Source organism: Psychrobacter sp. DAB_AL32B (genome assembly GCF_002224105.1).
Taxonomy (GTDB): Bacteria; Pseudomonadota; Gammaproteobacteria; order Pseudomonadales; family Moraxellaceae; genus Psychrobacter.
In genome coordinates this window covers 1-21,551 of record NZ_NEXU01000031.1, presented here as the reverse complement: position 1 = coordinate 21,551, position 21,551 = coordinate 1, and the positions used below count along the sequence as shown (strand labels likewise).

The window sequence follows — 21,551 nt, the reverse complement described above, 5'->3', positions numbered from 1 at the left end:
AGAGCATTTTGTTAGATTCTAAGTTCATTTAGGCGTATAGCGCTTTGAATATAGACTCTATTTGTGATCGGTTATCTTGTATCCACTGTTGGCAAAGCTGAAAAAACTGACATTGCATACGATATAACGTTACAAGATCATTATAGCCATGCGTGATGTATCCCATATAGAAATTGTCGCCAGCATCCTCTATACAATAAAGCAAATCCTTGAGCTTACTTATCTCCTTTAAATGACTATCATTGTTGAAAAACTCATCAAATTTATAATAAAATCCTACTGCCTCATTAGCAAAAACATAGTGATTGTTTGGTGCTGTCGCATAGTTGTTCATGAGCCTGTAAGTATAAATCCACTTAGATTGCTCTGTATCGATGTCTGGAAAACCTAAACTAGAAAGTGCTCTTTGAAACGATTCTTTATTGCCTCTTGGATATATAGGGTCATCATCAATTATCGATAACATCTCATCGTCGTAGTATTCATTATCGAGTAAGTAATGAGTGTACTCGACAATTTTCTTATCTGATAACAAATCAAGCTTCAGAAGACTAGCCGTCACTGCCATCTCGCTTTGCCAAGGGCTATATTTAGATAATGTTCGCATAACCTCTCACCACTACATTAAAACAATAGATTTGACTAAGAATCAGGATAAAGAATTAACAACAGCAATTAGCTGAATACTAAACATAATAGGTTATAGTCCTACTATAGAATAGACAAGATACTAAAATCACTATCTGATAAACAGCGAGCTGACCGTGTCCCAAGATACCGAGCATAAGAACAACTCTCAGGCTGACAATGTAGACGATAAGCGTATAGTTGATGGTGCCGCTAATCATGACTATAAAGCTGGCAATAAACAAGACGGTGACCTTGATAGCAGTGACATTGATAGCAGTGACATTGATAGCAGTGATATTGATACTACTGGCACTGATACTACTGAGAATTTAGACGATCACGACTTCTCTGAAGATATTAGCGAAGAGGATAAAGCCTCTATTAAAGAAGTCGCTGGCGATGACAATCTTAGCGCGCCTAAAAGCTATGCCAGTATTTTAGTTGAGCAAGTCATCGATGCCAAAGAAACCTTTAACCGCTCGCTTGGCTCGCTATTTACCAGTGCTTTTACTGCAGGGCTTGAGATTGGCATCAGCTTATTTGTTATTCTAGCCGCTTTTGCGCTACTGAGCGAGGTACTACCTAGTGATTATGCGATGGTACTGGCGTCGCTATTATATCCGTTAGGTTTTATCATCGTCGTTATCGGTCAGTCGTTATTATTTACTGAGCAGACCTCCCTGTTAAGCTTGCCCGTACTCAACAAAATAGAGCCACTATGGAAGCTGCTACGGCTTTGGGGAATTGTCATTGCTGGTAATATCGTCGGTGGCTGTCTGTTTGCGGCATTAATGATTGGTTTAGGTATTAACATGCAGCTATTTACCGTCGCTAATATTGATGCCTATGCGCAGCATGTCTTAGGCTTTGAGTGGTGGGTGATATTTGGTAGCTCAATATTGGCTGGTTGGATGATGGGTGTAGCAGCGTGGCTTGTGACTTCGGCGCGCGATACCCTTAGCCGCATTGTCTTGGTAACTCTTATTACCGGTAGTATTGGCTTTTTAGGTTTGCATCATAGTATCGTTGGCAATATAGAGGTGTTTTCTGCCTTAATGTACGGCAATACCGTCAGCTTAATGAGCTATTTATGGTTTTTAGTGGTCGTACTGGTCGGCAATACGATAGGCGGCGTCGTGTTTGTCGCCGTACTTAAAAACCGAACGTTCTTATTTGATATCGAAAAGATAAAACAGCAAGCTAAAGATGAGGAGCAAGATAAAGTAGCGCGGATAAATGCGCGTCGGCGTTAAGCTCTTAATGGCGCATTACAGATTTTTCAACTCGCTGGTAATCACTTTCTAATCACCGCCGCCACCGTCACTACCACTAGAGCCACTGCCATCAGAACCGCTGTCACCTTTATCGCTACTGTCAAGATGCTCCGACAGCCAAATCGATATACTCTCATGATTATTAGCATCATTCAACCACGTTACTATCCTAAAAAAAGCATACATTAACATGAGTGCAAAAATTATTTTTAAGAGCAACATAGTATTGTCTTTTATAAGGCGAGCATTGGTGTGAAATGTAAATTAATGCAGGATGTTAAGTATAAATAAACCTAAATAAAAATTGCCTAATTGCCATAAAATAACAATGCTCTAGGCGTGCTCGCTGCTCATAACTGCCGTACCGTAAGCAATCGCTTCGACCATGCTACCTAATTGATTAATATTACTAACCTCAAGACGCAAGCCGTAGATATGATTATAGCCTTTAGCCTGCGCTTGGGTGCGCATACGTACTACTGCCTCGCGGCGAGCGCGATCCAGTAAAGTCTCATAGGTGGTTAGATTTTTACCAAAGATACTTAAAATACGAGCAATCACCATTTTAAAATAATCTTGCGCGATAACAACGCTGCCGAGCACCAGATCGCCTTGTGTATTATCAGCAAGCGCTGGCTGATAAAAACGCTCAGTGGATACAATAATATAACTTAGGGATTTTTCTGCAAGTACTAACTGTGCGAGATGCTGACGTTCATGACGCGCACCAAAAAACCAACCCACCACAAACAGGACGATAAGCGGTGCATAGTTCATCAGCATTTGGCTGAGAGAGTTATTCATGGGACATCTCTTGTCATCAAAAACCATCGTTGCTTTAAACCAGTACTTTAAATCAGTGCTTTAATCTAGCGTTTTACATCAGTGCTTTAAGCAGTGGCTCATTCACCAAAAGGGTTGAAACGTGGTAATTCATCCGTAGCTGCTGGCGTCGTAGTGGGTGATTGAGCAGGCGCTTGTGCTGGCTGTTGATAATGCGTATGACCGTAATGGTCGCTCGGAGGCTGAGGCGACGCAGACTGTTGTTGCACGCGTACAACTTTGACAGCGGTACCGTAAACAAATAACTCGGAAGCTCCTTGCGCAATGCTAGATGTCGAAAACCGCAAGCCAACGACCGCATCAGCGCCCAAGGCTTCCGCCTTTACCACCATGCGATCTATCGCCTCTTGACGCGATTCTTCTAACAGTTCGGTATAGGCGGTCAACTCGCCGCCAACGATGTTTTTTAGACCAGCAAACAAGTCTTTACCGACGTGCTTTGAGCGCACGGTACTGCCATAAACCACATCTAAGCGCTCTGTTATTTGGTAGTTAGGCAAGTACTCAAGGTTGGAGAGTTGCACGGTCATAATACTGCCTTATCTTTGAGTTATCCGGATTAAAAACAACGTCTATAGTTCGCCCTAGTCGTTGGTATGAAACAATAAAAACAGCTCAGTCAGATTGCCTTCAATACTATTGGCCATTTGCGCCATTTTATCTTGATCCTTACGCATCTCGATAAGGTCTGGATCTTCGTCATCAATACCGCTCAACACAATCATCGGCAAGGTCAAGACTGCCACATCTTCTGCTGTCTCTTCGTTTTCCATCCAATCACTGGCTTCATCGCCATACATCGCATCGACGAACCCAATCGACCAAGCAACGATATCTGAATCATCAGAAAAGTCGACCGCCACTTCTTCATTGCCCGCATCTTCACCAAACGGCAGCTCAATAGGCGTCTCGTTTTTTAGCTCAGCAATAATAGACTCACGCCAGCGCTGAATACCATCAATCACGCTTGCTGGAATCTCGCTCACATGACCTTCAAACAATGCCTCCAACCAATTAGGCAGCGGACGTCCAATGACGGTCGCGGTCAAAAAACCATGGGTGGCGACACTATCGAGCACAAACTGACTTTCTTCATTGTCTAAATAATCTAATAATTCATCGAAACTTAGTTGGTTATTCATCGTGTGGTTGTCCTTGGAGGATAGCTTGCGTCAAGCGCAATAAATAATGTGTTAAATACAAAATGGTAGGAAATATAAGGATGACATTTATTTGAATTCAGAAAATAAATCCAAATAAACTTTGATAAAGTAAGCTTATTGAAGAGGGCTGGTTGAAAGGCCATTGTCAAAAATAGAATACAACCAGCTTAGCACAGTCGACTGAGGATCATTAGTTAACGATGGTTAGCTAATACCAATTAGGTCATTATCACTTATTAAGAAGTGGTTTCACTGAGTATTTAAGCGAAAACTCTACCGCTTAAATGACGAATTAAATATCGTCATCGTCCCAATCATCACCGTCTTCATCGAAATTATCTATATCGTCAAGATCGTCTTTTAGCTCTTTAGCCAAACGTTTTTCTTCTAGCAAATTATCGATCAAACGGCGTTTTTCAAGACTACTTAAGCGCGTACGCACACTCGTCTCGGCTTCTTCTACCATCTTTGCATCGTCATCGTCGACAAAATCATCATCAAAATCGTCATCAATATCAGCATCACTCATGACAAACTCCTATCGTTTTTAGGCAAGTGTATTAAAAATATATCGTTATATATATGCCTTATAAAGTCTCTACTAGGCGTTGTCAATCCTTTTTATCACTATGGCTGATTTATGAGTAAATACCAAGATAAAGATAACGATTATCGCACAGGCAATTGTAGAGGCTTTGGTTAAGCTAAAGGAGCTATTTACACCTACTCTGCTGCCTCTTCAATCATCAGTACCGCGTTACGCACATCTGCTAAACGCTGAATCATGGCATCATTGCCGCCATCAAATATCGCACACTCACGCTCATAAACAGTCGTTGGACGCATGACACTTTGTACTTGTACATGATTACTAATTTGTTTGAGACCGCCATTGGGGAGCAAGATGAGCATCTGCTCTTTTTTACCCACGCTTTCTAGCAGCTGACTCATGGCCTCGACTTGAGCATTGTCACTCACCCCAGCTTTTGCTGGCAGAGCAAATCGTGATAACTCGATGTGCTTATCATGAATGATTTTATTGAGCATTAAATACAGCTTACCCAACATAACACCCGCTAAGGCCACTTTTGCGTGGCTATTGTCTGCCTTAAGCATCACATAAGCGCCACTTTCATCAAAGTATGGCTCATTCAATGCGCTCACACCCAGCAACAATGGCTGTTTGAGTAATTCAGTCACCGCTTGATTCAATAGCTGCGTACATAACGCTAAATAAGGCAGACGCTGAGACGGCGCTAAGCGCTCAAGCATATTAAATTCGTCATGAAATACAATTTGTACGCTGATACTATCAAATGGCCGGGTGGCAGACAATCGAGAGGCATTATTAGGTTGATGACTGCTATTAATGCCTTTCGTACCGTTTGGACTACTATCTACTGCATGATTGATCGCATGGCTTTCAGTCGTGTTGCTTGCAGCGGTATCAGTGTCATTAGCATCGAGCGCTGTATCTTGATTCTGCTGTGTTCTTACATACTGATTTACGGCACTATGAATGTCTAATTTTCGAGTATTAGATAAAGGGTTATGTAGCGCACTGGCATCTGCTTGAGGGTTAAGCTGGCTATCTAAAAGGCTATCAACATCATACCCCAAACCATCACTCTCGCCAGTTTCCTTCTCAGCAGCAGTAGGCGCTGATTGACGACGTTCCAATTCGCGATCGTAGCCGCGCTGATCGAATTGTTTATATTGCTCGCGATGCAAGTCTTGGACATCACGGCTGATGGCGTTGATTTGCTCCCTAGTAGGGCGCGCAATGTAACTATAAATGAGCCATAGCAATAAATGTAGCAGCATCGTTCCAATCACAAACGGCCATTGCATGGCAATGATTTCGCCTTTGCTAATATCTTTTAAGGTCAACGCCACGCTACCGATAACCGCATCGCCTTTGGTGGCTATTTGGCTGATGGTGTCGCCTTGTTGCATTGGCGCATTGCCGACGGGCACCAATATATCGCCATTATTGTCTTTGATCAGTATACGGGTCACATCCTGCTCGCTGGTATAGCGATTGGCAATGACACTCAAACTGACACGGTCTTTATTTTCTAAAGATAGCCGTGCTTCATCAATGAGCTGAGCGACCATTTGCTCGCCTTTTTGCGCACGACTGTTGCTCAGCTGTTGATCGGTGCTGATGACCAACAATAGAGTTTGCAAACAAAAACTAACCAGAAGAATAATGGCAAACAACCCTTGCCGCGGCGCTAAATAGGTCATGATATGTTAAACTTTTTTGGATAAATGGAATTAAAAAACGAGGCGTTGGCTCATTTTTTAGAAGGATATGTCGCTATATTTGCTTAATTTAATACCGCATCGTCTAAATGAATCCTTATTTAAATAAAGACTATTTATGAGACGCTGCCATCGTACAGTAGATTTGTTGTGCAAGTATGTTTGGGTCAAGCATTTATCAAGTACTTATTAAGCACTCGCCCGCTCATTTAAGCCTACTATATCACCATAGTAAGGGTTATGGCGTTAGCTAGTATCATAAATTTATGGTAATACGTTTCTTTTATTCTACCGACCTTTTTGGACGTGACGGGTGTTTCTATCCGGCTGTGATACTTTGCGCCTCATCTATAGGCGCTGCCGAGTAAAACTGTTATTATTCCTAATCTTATACCAGCATACAAGGGACAATTGAGCGATGCTAAAAAATACATCTTACTCGTTACCAAAAGACAGCAAAGCATGGCAACAAGCCGTCGATTCTGTGGCCTCGCTATTACCAGAGGGTACTAATTTACAAGATTTTGATGCGCTGCAATCCTTGCCCATTTTTGCCTTGATTGTGGTACTGCCGACGCATGTATCCTCGCTCGATATCCACCAATATGTACAATCATGGGTTGATGAGCAGCCAAATTGGCATCTGGTCACGGTGGCAGAAGATGCCGATGCGAGTTTTGTAGATATTGAGATTGCTGATACAGACACGGCGCAAACATTTGCCAAACCCTCGTTTATCGATGTGCAAGTTTTCCGCTATTTGCTGGTACCGGTTACTGATACGCTGATGCATCCTGCTAAAAAAACGGCAGCAGCCCATATCATTGACGATCAATTGACCACGCGGTTGCGTCGCGACTTGACTGAAGACTATAAAAACGCTCAAAGCTCAATAACGAGCGACCAATTGGATGTCGTCGACTGTCATATCCTATCGGTTGGTCATATGCTGCGTACCCATAAGCTTGCTTGCTTCGATATGGACTCTACGTTAATTGAACAAGAAGTCATCGTTGAGCTGGCAAAAACAGCAGGGATTGGCGAGCAAGTAGAAATCATCACTGAGGCGGCGATGCGCGGTGAAATGGATTTTGACGAATCTTTTGCGCAGCGTGTGGCACTATTACAGGGCATTCCAACCAGCGTACTTGATGAGATTTGCACACGCTTAACTTTATCGACAGGCGCTCGCACTACTATCAGCGCGCTTAAAGCTTTAGGCTACCATACGGTATTGGTATCAGGTGGTTTTACCTATTTTGCCCGTTATATCGCTGAGCAATTGGGTATCGATGAAGTGCATGCCAATCCTTTAGATATCGAAGAGGGCGAGGTAACCGGTCATGTGCAACTGCCTATTATTAATGGTGCTAAGAAAGCGGCTATCGTCGCTCATACTGCTGAGCGCTTGGGTATTACAATGTCGCAAGTGGTCTGCATCGGTGATGGCGCCAATGATTTGCCCATGATGGCACTGGCTGATTTGGGCGTGGCTTTTAACGCCAAACCTATCGTACAAGCGCGTGCAGATGCGGCCGTCAATGTCACAGGGCTTGAAGGCACACTTTATGCGCTTGGCTATCCGGCATTAGCCCGCAGCAAATAACCATTACAGACTGCTAATAATAAGCTAGGCTAATGTATTTTTCATTGGCCAAGTTTTTGTAGTTTGCCCCCTCTTTTATACGGTATTTTTGGTGCTATTATGCCGCAAAACGTTACCCTCACTTTTACATTGTCAAACAAGAAAGGAATGTCCATGACGGCATCACAATCACCACGGCCAGATGCGCCGTCATCTTCCGATGATTTAGATAAGCAAGCTTTAGATAAACAGCACTTAAATAACAAACATTTAGTTAAAGACAGCACGCCTATTTATAATGATAATCCAAAGCAGCTATTGGGTGTCTACGTCAAGGGTATCGCTATGGGCGCAGCTGATATTGTACCGGGTGTTTCTGGCGGTACGATCGCGCTGATTGCTGGCATTTACGAGCGCTTAATTAATGCTTTAAGTAGTATTGGTCCAAATCTTTGGCAAATATTTCGGCAAGAAGGCGGTATCAAAGGCTTACTGGCAGTATGGCGACAAGTCGATGCCACTTTTTTATTGTGCTTATTGCTCGGTATCGCCACCAGTCTTGTAACGTTAGCCGGTATGATCAAGCATTTACTGGACAATGAGCCTTTGATGATTTGGTCTTTCTTTTTTGGTTTAGTTATCGCGACAGTTTTTCTGTTATTAACTGAGATTAAGCGCTGGAATATCGGACGGGCGCTATTGTTTCTGCTTGGGATGGGTAGCGCTGTCATCATCAGTAGTCTGCCTTTAATGACTACCACGCCAAGCTTACCCTATCTGTTCTTTGCTGGCGCTATTGCTATTTGCGCGATGATACTACCTGGTATATCAGGCTCGTTTATTTTACTATTAATGGGCGCTTATAATACGGTACTTGAAGCCGTACATACCTTGAACTTTGCCATTATCTTTACTGTCGTTGCTGGTATGGCAACGGGGCTGTTGCTGTTTACCCGCATGCTCAAATGGTTACTATCGCGTTATTATCAAGCAACGCTAGCCTTGCTGATTGGTTTTATCGCAGGCTCCTTAGTCAAAGTATGGCCATGGAAAACCGATGCCCTAGGTACACTAAACAGCGAAGCAATCAATAACGTCATGCCATGGCAGTATCCTACTGGCGCGCATTGGTTGACCACTTTAGGTTTGATGCTATTGGGTGCCATATTAGTGACAGCGTTAGCATTTTGGGGTCGCCGTAGTATTCGTCCTTAAGAAATTTGTTCTACTTTTACTAAAAAAGCGCCCATCATTGTGGCGCTTTTTTAATGGCTGTCGCTACAAAATTTACCGTGTGTTTTTATAAATCAATCTAAAAAACCAAACGTCAGCTGTTGTCGCAAAGTCGCCCTCAGCCTCTTTAGCTTTGTGTTTTAAACTTCCATAATAGCCTTGTTGGAATTCACCTTATGAAGAGCGAGATGAACAATGTTATTAATAATACTTTCTACTTTTGGTAGTGAGCCGTGGAGCACAAGTGCGATATTGGGTTATGGTCTACTTATAGGCTCAGTCGTGGCGCTTGCTTTATCGTCGCAGCGCTGGTTACTATGGTATCTGTTCGGTGGGATGCTGTATTGGTTAGCCGTTGAAGTCATTGATAGCTTATTAACGCATTGGTTTGTGTTATCAGAATGGCACAATTACGTGGTCGCGATGGGTATCAGTTGGCTGCCGTTAGGCGCTTGGGTGTTATATCGGGCGCTGCGTTATGAGGATGTCAGTCAGTCCATCAAGAAGCAGCGAGAATTGGAAGCGGCACGCTATATTGAGCACACGCCTGTCTATGATGACGATTATCAGCCACGCTTTCACTGAGCGTGTGCCTATCCTGCTAACGTCATCGAATGTTACAAGATACTTAAGGCTCTCTACGTAACTACTAAAGAATTGACACCTAGCAATCGTTTATAATGTAATTATATATTTGTCGCAAAAATTGTTATAAAGTACCCATTATTTTGCGTCTCATTTCTCATTCTTTAGGAGTTCGATTATGTTTACTGTACCTGTTTTAGATATCAAGTCTGATCCATTAGATGTTTTGTTGACGGTGATTGGTTATCGTTTGTCTATGCTTGCAGATAGCGATAACGAAGATGTCAAAGCGCTATTTGCGGATCGTAAAGTAACGATTGAGTTTGCCAGTACTGAATCTGATATTGCGCGTCATTTTAGCTTCGATAATGGTCAATTTAGCCAACATAGTGGTCATGCTAAAGCAGCCGACCTTACTATTAACTTCAAAGACTCGATGACAGGCGTTAAGCTTTTAACCAAAGGTAATCTTCCTGCCTTTATGACTGCCGTGCAAGAAGGCAACTTAAGCATAGAAGGCGATTATAGCCTAATGATGTGGTTCAATAAGCTTGCCAAACATATCGTGCCAGCCATTCCAGAAGAATATAAACCGTATATCCAAAAAGCCAAACCTTACGCTTATAAAGCACAGCAGTTTGCCAACCATTGGGTCGGTGTTGCTAAGCACAAGTTGGGAAAATAGTTAGGTAAATAGATCGAGCAAACAGGCAGCTGCTATTATGGATCTGATTGACCATTTAGCAGGGTTCTGATTTTCTGAAAAGGTTGCGGTATACTATACCGCAACCTTTTTTTCTTTAAATTATACTGCTTAAAATTTTATTTTCTCAAAATTAAAATAAATAAAATACATTCACACTTACCTTATACGTTAATGCTTACTATGTTTATAAAAGGATTTATATGATGGCAGGATTACTTAGTATCTCAGAACCTAGCGACACACTTAATAATCAGATAAACGCTAACAATGACTTTCTAGCGACATTGACAACCGATGCCACTAAATCGACTAAAGCGACTAAAGCGACTGAAACAATCATAAAAAAACACAGTCGCGAGCAGATTACACAATTATTCGATTTGCCATTAATGGATTTATTACTACAAGCACAGACTATCCATCGTCAGAATTTCACCGCCAATGAAGTGCAAATTAGCACCTTATTGTCTATCAAAACTGGCAACTGTCCTGAAGATTGCGGCTACTGCTCACAGTCCGGTCATCACCGTGATACTACCAAGCTACAAGCCGAAAAACGCATAGACGTCGATAAGGTAATTGCCGCTGCCAAACGCGCAAAAGCCACTGGCTCATCGCGATTTTGTATGGGCGCCGCATGGAAGCATCCAAGTGCGAAAGACATGCCTTATGTGGTTGAGCTGGTCAAAGAAGTGAAAGCATTAGGGCTTGAAACTTGCATGACTTTGGGAATGCTTGATACCGAACAAGCAACGCAATTGGCGGAAGCCGGACTGGATTATTATAATCATAACTTGGATACCTCAAGAAGCTATTACGAGCAAGTGGTCAGTACGCGCAGCTATGATGAGCGTCTAGATACTATTGCAAACGTACGCAATTCAGGTATCAATGTCTGTAGCGGTAATATCGTCGGTATGGGTGAAAGCCGTGATGACCGCATCGACTGGGTACATGAGCTGCTAAAAATGCCCAAAGCACCTGAATCTATTCCGGTTAACTTATTGGTTCCTATTGCAGGAACACCGATTGGCGATCGCGTGCTTGCAGAAGGTCAGCTGTCAGTCCTTGAATGGATTCGTACCATTGCCGTGACGCGTATTTGCTGTCCGAGCAGCTATGTACGCCTATCTGCTGGACGTGAAAGCTTGTCCGATTCTGAGCAAGCATTGGCATTTATGGCGGGTGCTAACTCATTTTTTTATGGTGATAAACTACTGACTACCGGCAATGCCAGTCAATCAGGTGATAATAGATTGATGCGTGAGCTTGGTTTGACGAAGCAGTTTGCAGCCCCTCGTGCACCTAAGCATGTGCCCGTTGTGGACGCTATGAGCGGTCATCAATCACAAGTCATTTCGGCTGATTTGGGCGGAGTAGTTTTGGCTTAACGCTACCATTATGAGATAATCTGCGCTAAGCTTGCCCGCATTTATTATTGTTAAAAATAACCAGAGAGACTCTAGCATGGCAGATTATTTTAACTGGATTAAAGCAGCACATATTATTTCAGTGGTGACTTGGTTTGCAGCAATTTTCTACTTGCCGCGCTTATTTGTCTACCATGCCATGAGCGATGACAAGGTCAGTCACGACCGCTTTATTATCATGGAGCGCAAGCTATATCGCGGTATCATGACGCCATCTATGATAGCAACTTGGGCTTTTGGTTTATGGATGGTATTTTTAGGCTGGGATGTCTACAAAACCCAAGGCTGGCTACACGTAAAGATTTTCTTAGTGGTTCTATTGTCCGCTTATCATGGCGCCTGCGGTTTTTATCGTAAAAAGCTCGTCGATAGCCCACAATATAAGTCGCATGTTTTTTGGCGCTGGTTTAATGAAGTACCCGTCTTTGCTTTGGTGATTATTGTTATTTTGGTCGTCGTTAAACCTTTCTAACATTGGCTCTAATAGAAGCAATCCTTAATAAAAAAAGCGTCCGTCACCTAATAAAGTGACGGACGCTTTTTTATGTCTAAATAAATTAACTATAGTCAGTTCAAAAGAAAATACGTACGATGGTCACAATATTCTACTGGTATAAATTCTTCTCGCTTGCTGTGCACTTAGTCAGACAGAGGCTTCGAAAAATTCATACCAGCAATACTGTATTCTTTTTATAGTGAATCGACTATGTATTAAATCATGCAAATTAATAATCTACATTAAACGTTCGGACGCATGATTTGATAGACGTTGCTCAAATCATAAACACGATAGCGCGCAGGTTCACGGCGGCTTTCGCCAGCATAGCTTAATATCAGCGCTTGCTTAGCTTGCTCATCAACCCAACCTACAAACAAGCCACTATGCTCGACCCCATTATAGCCATGATTGATATAATAGAGCCAATCGCCGACTTCAATCTCGCCACTATTGGCATAAGGACCTTGACCGTAAGTACCTTTGTGTATGGTGTCGCGGGTCACCCCTGCTCGTTTAAACACGGCATTCAGATAATCCCAGCAGCCGCCTTGAATAATCGTACGCTCGTTTAGCGCCATTTTACGGGCAATGCTAATCACTTCACGAGCGGCCAGACTGCTTTGCGTCTCAGCATTGCTCAATAGCGGTAGATACTCGCTATCGACATTATCATAATTACCCGATAAAAATGCCGGTAGTACCGTCGGCATTTTTGCCTGTACCTCAGGATAACGATAAGCATTATTAGCAGCTGGCTGAGTATTCACAGCATTTGAGCGATAGTTACCAGCACCAGCACGTTGGATAGTGGAGCGCGTACTGATTTTAGCAGCAGGAACAGCAGGGTACGATGGTGTATAGCGGGCGCTATAATCGGGTTGAGCAGACTTTTGGGCAATTAGACTACTCATGCTATCGGCATGAACTTGACCGACCGCGCCCAGAGTAAGCAATAATGCACTACACGACGTTGTGATTGACCAAATGGGCAAACGCGACATGACTAGCTCCTTGTCAAGATGGGATCGATAACTGTAATAGCGATAACCATATCAACGATAAGTATGATGAGATTTTTCAATCTTACTTATAAACCATTTGGACAGGGGTCTGCAAGCGTTATCACTCTTAAAGAAGCGATAAAAGGTATAAATATAAGGATAAGCGGTAAATGAATGAGACGAGATAGGCAGGTTAAAAAAGCTTTTAGGATTAAAAACTTCTTTAATAATAAAGGCGCTAATCGTTGCTCATTTTGATGGTGACATGACGTTTCGTCAGGGCTTGACCTTGTAAGATAGCTTTGGCAGCAGTGGCTTCTCGGATATTATCAAAACCGCTAATGTGATACTTACGTTTAGCATCAACATCAACGATTTCTAATTGGTCACCAATTAGACTAATTTTATGACCGTCAGCCAGCTGGATAGACGTACGTTTACCTTGATTGTCATGTACCAGCTCACCAGCGCGCACCCATAATATGCCGCTATTAATCACACCCGTCATGGCTTTTTTGCGCTGTTGGCGTTGCCGATTAAAAAAGAAGCTACCGATAATCAGCAATGCTAGCGCACCAATAGACCATCGTACCGGCAACAAACTCATCGCCAGCGCTACGGCTACTGCGCCTACCAATAACGCCGCGCCAAACCAAAACAACCCATTATCTAATGCTTGGGGCTGTCCTTGTAAGGTAATTTTAGCGCCGTCATCAGTCAGCTTAAGCATGGATTAATACCTGTTAAAGAGCGTGAGAGGATGATTGAAAAGCGTTGAGCAATTGGTATAGCTGTCCTGCATTACTACCAGCCGAGTGCGGTTTTTTGCATGGCAATAAGCTCAGCGATACCTTTTTCGGCAAGAATCAGCATATCATCAGCTTGCGCGCGCGTGAATGGCTTTTCTTCTGCCGTACCTTGCAGCTCAATGAATTCGCCTTTTTGGGTCATCACCACATTTAGGTCAGTATCACAGCTGGCATCTTCTTCGTAGTTCAAATCCAGATAGGCTTCGCCATCTTTCATACCGACAGAAACCGCAGCAACCAAACCAATCAGCGGATCCGCTTTTAATTTTTTGGTCTTTTGAATACTCTCTAAGGCATCGATGAGCGCAATTGCTGCACCAGTCACACTAGCAGTACGAGTACCACCATCGGCTTGCAAGACATCACAATCAAGGTAAATGGTGTTTTCACCAAGCTTACTCAAATCAATCATGGCGCGTAAGCTACGACCGATTAAACGCTGGATTTCTTGCGTACGACCTGACTGCTTACCACGTGCCGCTTCACGCTGATTACGGGTATTGGTCGCGCGTGGCAACATGCCATATTCGGCAGTGATCCAGCCTTTGCCTTTACCTTTGAGCCAGCGCGGTACGCCAGATTCAACACTAGCGGTGCACAGTACTTTGGTGTCGCCAAAGCTGACCAATACTGACCCTTCGGCATGCTTAGTATAATGGCGCTCAAAGCTGATTGAGCGAAGTTGGTTAAGCTCACGGTTGTCAATACGCATAAAATTCCCTAGTACGAGGTTGTAAAAGCAGTGTTATAAAATAAAAGGTTTAGATTTATGGTTATTTGGTTAGCCAGTAGGTATTTACAGAAAATTTATATATTAAAATAAATAATAGCTGAATGCCCTAACAGCGCTAAATATTAGGTTATCCTAACGTGGCAACGGTGCAATAGCAAGATTCACACAAGCTATCGCACCGCTGTTTTGGATAAGAATAGTCGTAAAAGTTATTCTAAACCTTCCATCTTACGCAATTCTTTACGCAGGATTTTACCCACGTTTGATTTTGGTAATTCATCAACAAATTGAATATGGCGCGGACGCTTATAACCGGTCAAGTTCTTTTTGCCAAAATCAAGCAGTTCTTGCTCAGTGACTTCACCTTTTTTAACCACAAACAGCTTTGGATCTTCACCACGGTCATCATTTGGAATACCAATCGCGCCGCACTCTACTACCGCTGGATGCTCGCTCATGACTTCTTCGATTTCATTTGGATAGACGTTAAAACCAGAAACCAAAATCATGTCTTTTTTGCGGTCAACGATTTTAATAAAGCCTTTTTCGTCCATGATACCGATGTCGCCGGTTTTCAAATAACCACTGGCAGTAAAGGTCTCAGCCGTTTCTTCTGGGCGATTTTGATAGCCAATCATGACTTGTGGACCTTTGACACAGATTTCACCACGGTCACCTAGTGCGACCACATTTTCATCATCATCGATCAAGATGATATCAGTGCTAGACGCAGGAATACCAATCTTACCAGTAAATTCAGCAATGGTCATCGGGTTAAAGGCAACCACTGGTGAGGTTTCAGACAAGCCATAGCCTTCAACAATTGGTAGACCGGTAATTTTATGCCACTCTTTTGCCACGCTTGGTAATACGGACATGCCGCCACCGATAGAGGCTTTTAGGCTAGAAAAATCTAAATCTGCAAAGCCTTCTTTATGTACTAGACCGTTAAACAAGGTATTGACCGCTGGGATAAAGGCCGGTTTATATTTAGCCATCTCTTTAATCAAACCATCAAGGTCACGCGGATTTGGAATCAACAAACCAGCACAACCTTCATACATGCCATACATGCCACAAACCATAAATGAGAACACATGGTATAGCGGTAGTGCGGTCAAAATAACATCATCCGAATCCACATCATCCTCAAAAGCACTACTCATCAACGCGCTAATCTGTAGCATATTGGCGACTAAGTTACCGTGCGAAAGCATCGCGCCTTTGGCAACACCTGTGGTACCACCCGTATATTGCAATAACGCCACATCGCTTAGGTTCAAATCAGGACGTTTATATTTACTGGCTGATACGGCATTTAATGCCTGCTTAAAGCTTATACTCTCTGGCAAACGATACGCGGGTATCATTTTTTTGACATGGCGTGCTACAAGATTAACCACAGTGCCTTTGACTAGCCCCAACATGTCACCAAGCTTACAAACGATGACATGCTTAACTTGACCTTTATCTTCAGCGTCTTGGTAGGTCTTGGCAAAGTTTTCAACGATAAATAAAGCTTTGGCGCCACTATCATGCAGTTGATGCGACAATTCACGGCTGGTATATAAAGGATTGACGTTAACCAAAACCATACCGGCACGTATAATACCCAGCATGACGATTGGATACTGCAAAATATTGGGCATCATCACCGCAACTTTGTCACCTTTGACCAAGCCTAACGACTGCAAATAGCTGGCAATTTGACGACTGTATAAGTCTAATTGCTTAAACGTGATGGACGCACCCATACAAATATAGGCAGTTTTTTGACCATAACGGCTGGTGTTACGCTCGAACACCTCAAGTAAAGATGTACTGTCATCTGGCATATCGATGGTCGCATCGATGCCATAGCGCTCATAAGCACTCAGCCACGGTCTGTCACTCGCTATCGTCGGCATGGTAGGAAATACGTTAGTTCCAGCCATTGATTGAGCGTTGTGAGCAGCTTTATGGTCTGTGGTTTCTTTATTGATACTGTCCGTCATAATCTTCCCTAAATATTACCGTTAAAATATAGAATATATCTAATTAAATCACCGTGGTCGTTAGTCACTCATTTATAAAATCAAAAACTTGTGAATAAGAAGCCTCTTCGCTCATAAGCGAATAGGTTTTATCATTCACAAATTTTTTAAATCAAAAGTTATTACCTTGATGCTAAATTTATTATCTATTATAAAGACCGATAAAAATAACCTTACTCAATCGCTTTATGGCGATAACTTTGTGAAGGCTTTGGGCTCAAAAAGTCTGAAAACCACGCACTTTTATCGTCAAATATCAAAATATATTGGCACGAACTATAGCAGTTTTGCGGACAATTCTCTATGGATACTACCAAATCATAATAGAAAAATAAAAAAAATGATAAGGGCTTATACAAGCGACCTTATCATCTTTTATAGCCATTCCTATCAGCGATAAAGATGGCTAAAAGCTACTCTAAACTTGATGGTAAACTATTTACCATGATTCTTTTCTTCAAGCACACGTAGATCTTTATGTAAAATCTTACCAACGTTCGATTTTGGCAGCTCATCGATAAACTCAACATAACGCGGACGCTTATAACCGGTTAGATGCTCTTTGCCGTAAGCGAGGACATCTTCAACCGTTAGACTGTCATCACTACGTACCACATAAATCTTCGGTACTTCGCCGCTCTTTTCATCATCGATACCGATGACGCCGCATTCTAAAATCTTTGGATGAGCTGACATCACATCTTCTACTTCGTTTGGATAAACGTTGAAGCCTGATACCAAAATCATATTCTTTTTGCGATCAACGATTTTAAAGTAACCTTCTTCATCCATCACGCCGATATCACCAGTACGGAAATAACCATCAGAGGTCATGACTTCGGCAGTGGCATCATCACGCTTCCAGTAGCCTTTCATCACTTGTGGACCACGAACACAAATTTCGCCGCGCTCGCCAAGTGGAACTTCATTACCTTCTTCATCCAAGATAGCCATCTCAGTCGCAGGCATTGGTAGGCCAATATTACCTGAGAATTCGCCCGTACCTTCCGGGTTTGCTGACGCCACAGGTGAAGTCTCTGACAAACCATAACCTTGTACGATCACATTACCGGTAATTTTTTGCCATTTGTCAGCCGTATCTTTTAAAACCGCCATGCCGCCGCCCATAGACATCTCAAGCTTGCTATGATCTAAGGCTTTAAATACCTCACTATTTGCCAACGCATTGAATAGGGTATTGACTGCTGGGAAAAACGCCGGTGGGTAATCTTTATAAGCTTTGATTAAGCTGGCACCGTCACGTGGGTTTGGCACCAATAGACCGATACAGCCGCGATATAAGCCGAACATGCCGCAAACCGTAAATGAGAAGATATGGTATAGCGGCAAGGCAGTCATAATGACAGGCTGCTCAGCCATACCTTCAAACTTATCAAAAGCATCACCAAGATACGTATCACACTGAATCAGGTTAGCCACTAAGTTGCCATGCGTGAGCATCGCGCCTTTGGCGACGCCTGTGGTTCCACCGGTATACTGCAAAACCGCAATATCATCAAGGCAGATGTTATCTGGACGCTTATATTTTTTGGCCGAAAAGCGATTAAGTGCCGTTTTAAAGTTGGTGCTATTTTTAAGATTATAATCAGGTACCAACTTTTTCACATGGCGCACGACCATGTTGACAATAAAGCCTTTTAACGGACTCATCAAGTCGCCCATCGACGTCACAACGACATGGTCAACCAAGTTTTTACCAATATCTTCATAAGTTTTGGCAAAGTTCTCTAAAATGAACAATGCTTTGGTATCAGAATCTGTTAGCTGGTGCTCAAGCTCTTTTGAGGTATAAAGTGGATTGACGTTGACCAAGGTCATGCCAGCACGCAGCACACCCAATACTGCAACCGGTAGCTGCAAAATATTTGGCATCATAACGCCGACTTTATCGCCTTTTTTCAGTCCCAGTGACTGCAAGTAGGCAGCGATTTGTTTGCTATAGCGATCTAAATCTTCGTAGGAGAGCTTGACATCCATACAGACAAAAGCTGTTTTACCAGCGTGCTTAGTAAAATTCTGCTCAAATATATCGATTAACGAGGTATTGGCAGCTGGCATATCGATATCGTACTGGATACCAAGCTTTTCGTAAGTTTTAACCCATACTTTGTCATTACGACGAATTTGGTTACCTTGATTTTCCATAATCTTACTGCTCCTAATAATAGTGCGCTACTGTAAACCCATAATGATCACAATGTGATAAACGTACGAAGACCCGGCGCACAAGCTAACCATTGTGATGGCGAGCGAGGCTAGCGGTATAAAGGTACGGCCATGAGTCAACAATTTAGCGGTAAATGGCCCTTTGTTGTTTAACATACACACTTTGTACAAACTACTCAATATAAAAAAATGCTACTTGAGTTCGCAAAGTAGCTTGACGATGCATATTTTTATTTATATCAGTGAGTTAAGCCTCATTACAGCTAAATAAGCCACCTATTATTGATAAACATTTATCGTCTATTGTGATATAAATTCTATTGAGCTTTGAAAGCAGTATGCAATAAAACGATAAACGCTTAGCCTTTACCCAGCTTGCTTAAATCGACTGTATCATTATTAACCTTGTTAAGGTCGCGGTGATTAAAAAGCCAATACTATAAGTAGGATAATAAAAACAAGTAAAATGATAAAAAACAGTTAGATTAACTATACTTACCTTATTTTGTAAAAGCTATCAACCAAAACGTTATGCTAAATAGGAACGGCATGCTCAGCACGTCATGCACTGTCGTCTATACTGACTTACACCTTTTTAATTATGCCAATATCCTTTACGATAGCACTATCTTATTTACCTGATTGAACCGATTGTTTATACCTATTAAAAACTTATAAGTGAATCCTATTTTATGTCCGATGTTATTGATAATGCGATTGCCCCAATAATTCCAAGCGAACCGATGGATACACGCTCTGTGGCGGAATTCACTGAGCAAGCTTATCTCAACTATGCGATGTACGTCATTATGGATCGGGCGCTGCCAAATATTGCCGATGGTCTAAAGCCTGTCCAGCGCCGTATCATCTATGCGATGAGCGAGCTGGGGCTAAAATCAACAGCGAAAGCCAAAAAGTCTGCGCGGACGGTCGGTGATGTGCTGGGTAAATATCATCCGCATGGCGATAGTGCCTGTTATGAAGCGATGGTACTCATGGCACAGCCGTTTAGTTATCGCTATCCGCTGATTACCGGTCAAGGTAACTGGGGTAGCCCAGATGATCCAAAATCATTTGCCGCCATGCGTTATACTGAAGCTAAGATGTCCGCTTATGCTAATACGTTGCTCGCGGAACTCGGTCAAGGCACAGTCGATTGGCAAGATAACTTCGATGGCACCATGCAAGAGCCGACCACCCTGCCCGCCCGCCTGCCCAATATTTTATTAAACGGTACGACCGGTATCGCCGTCGGCATGGCAACGGATATTCCGCCGCATAATCTCATTGAAGTGGTTCGGGCTGCTATTCGCTTGCTAAAAAATCCTGAGCTATCGGTTAAGCAGCTTACCCAGTCGATACCAGCACCTGATTTGCCGACGCCTGCCGAAATCATCACTAGCAAAAAAGACTTGCAAGCCATGTATGAAAGTGGACGTGGCAGCTATAAAATGCGCGCGACCTTTCATATTGACCCTAAAGAGAAAAATCTCGTCATCATCGATGCCCTCCCTTATCAAGTCTCAGGTAATAAAATCCAAGAGCAAATTGCCAAGTTAATGACCGATAAAAAGCTGCCGTGGATTACTGACATTCATGATGAATCAGACCACGAAAATGCTTGCCGTATCGTCTTAGAGCTGCGCTCAACGCGGGTCGATGTCGATCGCGTGATGAGCCATCTGTTTGCCAGTACTGATCTAGAAAGCAATTACCGCGTCAATATGAATATGATTGGCTTAAACGGTAAACCGCAGGTTAAAAATCTTAAAGAAATCCTAGAAGAATGGCTCGTTTGCCGCCGTTCAGTGGTCACGCGCCGTTTGCAGTATCGCCTCGATAAAATCGATAAGCGCTTACATATTCTCGCAGGTCTACTGATTGCTTATCTAAATATTGATGAAGTGATTCGCATTATTCGCGAAGAAGACGATCCAAAATTATCGTTAATGCAAAGCTATGACTTAACCGATATTCAAGCCAATGCCATCTTGGATATTCGTCTGCGTCAGTTAGCAAAACTGGAAGAGTTTGAGCTGCGCCGCGAGCAAGACGAGCTGGCTGCTGAACGCGCTATTATTCAAGAGTATTTGGACAACCCAGACAGTTTGACCACTCTGATGATCGATGAGCTCACCGCCGATATGAAAGAGCACGGCAACGAGCGTGTGTCACCACTGGCAGAACGCGAAGAAGCGCAAGCATTAAAAGAATCTGACCTCGTACCAAGCGAGCCGATTACCGCTGTGCTATCGAAAGCCGGTTGGATTCGTGCTGCTAAAGGCCACGAGGTTGATGCTGCTGGTATGAGCTATCGCTCGGGCGATGCTTATCAAGCACACGTCCGCGGTAAATCGAATGAAAGAATCTACGTGCTCGATAGCACAGGGCGCAGTTATAGTATCGATGCGCATAACCTAGCATCTGCTCGTGGTCAGGGCGATCCGCTCACCAGTGTTTTAAAACCGCCAGCAGGGGCAACTTTTGAGCAATTGCTAACCGGTGACAATGACCAGCGTATTATTTTAGCCAGCTCGCAAGGCTATGGTTTTATCAATACGCTTGGCAATTT

General features: G+C 43.0%; 21 protein-coding genes. 9 read left to right on the top strand and 12 right to left on the bottom strand.

Annotation, left to right across the window (positions count from 1 at the left end):
• Positions 1-28 precede the first annotated feature (28 nt).
• The gene (locus tag CAN34_RS03995; RefSeq protein ID WP_123891898.1) at positions 29-607 is read right to left on the bottom strand and encodes a hypothetical protein; all 579 of its coding nucleotides are present in this window, start codon (positions 605-607) and stop codon (positions 29-31) included.
• A gap of 157 nt (positions 608-764) precedes the next feature.
• Here CAN34_RS03995 and CAN34_RS03990 point away from each other — a divergent pair, with 157 nt between their 5' ends.
• On the top strand, positions 765-1,883 hold the full coding sequence (locus CAN34_RS03990; RefSeq protein ID WP_089554543.1) for a formate/nitrite transporter family protein: 1,119 nt from the start codon (positions 765-767) through the stop codon (positions 1,881-1,883).
• A 48-nt stretch (positions 1,884-1,931) separates the two neighbouring features.
• On the opposite strand, the gene CAN34_RS14605 is transcribed toward CAN34_RS03990, so the two are convergent.
• The 6 genes from CAN34_RS14605 to CAN34_RS03960 all read right to left on the bottom strand — a co-directional run bounded on the left by CAN34_RS14605 (position 1,932) and on the right by CAN34_RS03960 (position 6,160).
• Positions 1,932-2,060, bottom strand: coding sequence for a hypothetical protein (locus CAN34_RS14605; RefSeq protein WP_302476511.1), 129 nt, complete (start codon positions 2,058-2,060; stop codon positions 1,932-1,934).
• Positions 2,061-2,237: 177 nt separating this feature from the next.
• A complete protein-coding gene (locus CAN34_RS03980; protein WP_079692645.1) occupies positions 2,238-2,708 on the bottom strand; it encodes a YbjQ family protein in 471 nt (156 codons plus the stop codon).
• A gap of 98 nt (positions 2,709-2,806) precedes the next feature.
• On the bottom strand, positions 2,807-3,277 hold the full coding sequence (locus CAN34_RS03975; protein ID WP_089554541.1) for a YbjQ family protein: 471 nt from the start codon (positions 3,275-3,277) through the stop codon (positions 2,807-2,809).
• 54 nt (positions 3,278-3,331) lie between these two features.
• Complete coding sequence (locus CAN34_RS03970) at positions 3,332-3,889, bottom strand: UPF0149 family protein (protein WP_089554540.1); 558 nt, start codon at positions 3,887-3,889, stop codon at positions 3,332-3,334.
• A gap of 313 nt (positions 3,890-4,202) precedes the next feature.
• Positions 4,203-4,439, bottom strand: coding sequence for a PA3496 family putative envelope integrity protein (locus CAN34_RS03965; protein ID WP_079692647.1), 237 nt, complete (start codon positions 4,437-4,439; stop codon positions 4,203-4,205).
• A gap of 194 nt (positions 4,440-4,633) precedes the next feature.
• Entirely contained in the window at positions 4,634-6,160 is a 1,527-nt protein-coding gene (locus CAN34_RS03960) for a hypothetical protein (RefSeq protein WP_089554539.1), read from the bottom strand.
• 436 nt (positions 6,161-6,596) lie between these two features.
• Between CAN34_RS03960 and serB the strand changes: the two genes are divergently transcribed.
• From serB to hemJ, 7 genes are all read left to right on the top strand, one after another.
• Entirely contained in the window at positions 6,597-7,784 is a 1,188-nt protein-coding gene (gene serB / locus CAN34_RS03955) for a phosphoserine phosphatase SerB (RefSeq protein ID WP_089554538.1), read from the top strand.
• Positions 7,785-7,937: 153 nt separating this feature from the next.
• On the top strand, positions 7,938-8,978 hold the full coding sequence (locus tag CAN34_RS03950; protein WP_089554537.1) for a DUF368 domain-containing protein: 1,041 nt from the start codon (positions 7,938-7,940) through the stop codon (positions 8,976-8,978).
• 194 nt (positions 8,979-9,172) lie between these two features.
• Positions 9,173-9,223 carry a hypothetical protein gene (locus tag CAN34_RS14655; protein ID WP_368039466.1) on the top strand — a complete coding sequence of 17 codons (51 nt, stop codon included), beginning with the start codon at positions 9,173-9,175 and terminating at the stop codon, positions 9,221-9,223.
• On the top strand, positions 9,201-9,581 hold the full coding sequence (gene aciT, locus CAN34_RS14445; RefSeq protein WP_227516795.1) for an AciT family ciprofloxacin tolerance protein: 381 nt from the start codon (positions 9,201-9,203) through the stop codon (positions 9,579-9,581). Before CAN34_RS14655 ends, aciT begins: the two co-directional genes overlap by 23 nt.
• Positions 9,582-9,759: 178 nt before the next feature.
• A complete protein-coding gene (locus CAN34_RS03940) occupies positions 9,760-10,266 on the top strand; it encodes an SCP2 sterol-binding domain-containing protein (protein WP_089554536.1) in 507 nt (168 codons plus the stop codon).
• Between the two features lie 224 nt (positions 10,267-10,490).
• On the top strand, positions 10,491-11,678 hold the full coding sequence (gene bioB, locus CAN34_RS03935; protein WP_089554535.1) for a biotin synthase BioB: 1,188 nt from the start codon (positions 10,491-10,493) through the stop codon (positions 11,676-11,678).
• 76 nt (positions 11,679-11,754) lie between these two features.
• Positions 11,755-12,189 carry a protoporphyrinogen oxidase HemJ gene (gene hemJ / locus CAN34_RS03930; protein ID WP_089554534.1) on the top strand — a complete coding sequence of 145 codons (435 nt, stop codon included), beginning with the start codon at positions 11,755-11,757 and terminating at the stop codon, positions 12,187-12,189.
• 266 nt (positions 12,190-12,455) lie between these two features.
• Here the strand turns inward: hemJ and CAN34_RS03925 are convergent, their stop codons facing one another.
• The 5 genes from CAN34_RS03925 to CAN34_RS03905 all read right to left on the bottom strand — a co-directional run bounded on the left by CAN34_RS03925 (position 12,456) and on the right by CAN34_RS03905 (position 18,958).
• Complete coding sequence (locus CAN34_RS03925) at positions 12,456-13,217, bottom strand: hypothetical protein (protein ID WP_089554533.1); 762 nt, start codon at positions 13,215-13,217, stop codon at positions 12,456-12,458.
• A 238-nt stretch (positions 13,218-13,455) separates the two neighbouring features.
• Complete coding sequence (locus CAN34_RS03920) at positions 13,456-13,947, bottom strand: hypothetical protein (protein WP_089554532.1); 492 nt, start codon at positions 13,945-13,947, stop codon at positions 13,456-13,458.
• A 74-nt stretch (positions 13,948-14,021) separates the two neighbouring features.
• Positions 14,022-14,738, bottom strand: a complete 717-nt coding sequence (gene rph, locus CAN34_RS03915; RefSeq protein WP_079692657.1) for a ribonuclease PH — start codon at positions 14,736-14,738, stop codon at positions 14,022-14,024.
• 230 nt (positions 14,739-14,968) lie between these two features.
• Positions 14,969-16,693 carry an AMP-binding protein gene (locus CAN34_RS03910; RefSeq protein ID WP_217320610.1) on the bottom strand — a complete coding sequence of 575 codons (1,725 nt, stop codon included), beginning with the start codon at positions 16,691-16,693 and terminating at the stop codon, positions 14,969-14,971.
• A 534-nt stretch (positions 16,694-17,227) separates the two neighbouring features.
• Entirely contained in the window at positions 17,228-18,958 is a 1,731-nt protein-coding gene (locus tag CAN34_RS03905) for an AMP-binding protein (protein ID WP_079692659.1), read from the bottom strand.
• 713 nt (positions 18,959-19,671) lie between these two features.
• Between CAN34_RS03905 and parC the strand changes: the two genes are divergently transcribed.
• A partial coding sequence (parC, locus tag CAN34_RS03900) for a DNA topoisomerase IV subunit A (protein ID WP_089554530.1) occupies positions 19,672-21,551 on the top strand: 1,880 nt, incomplete at its 3' end.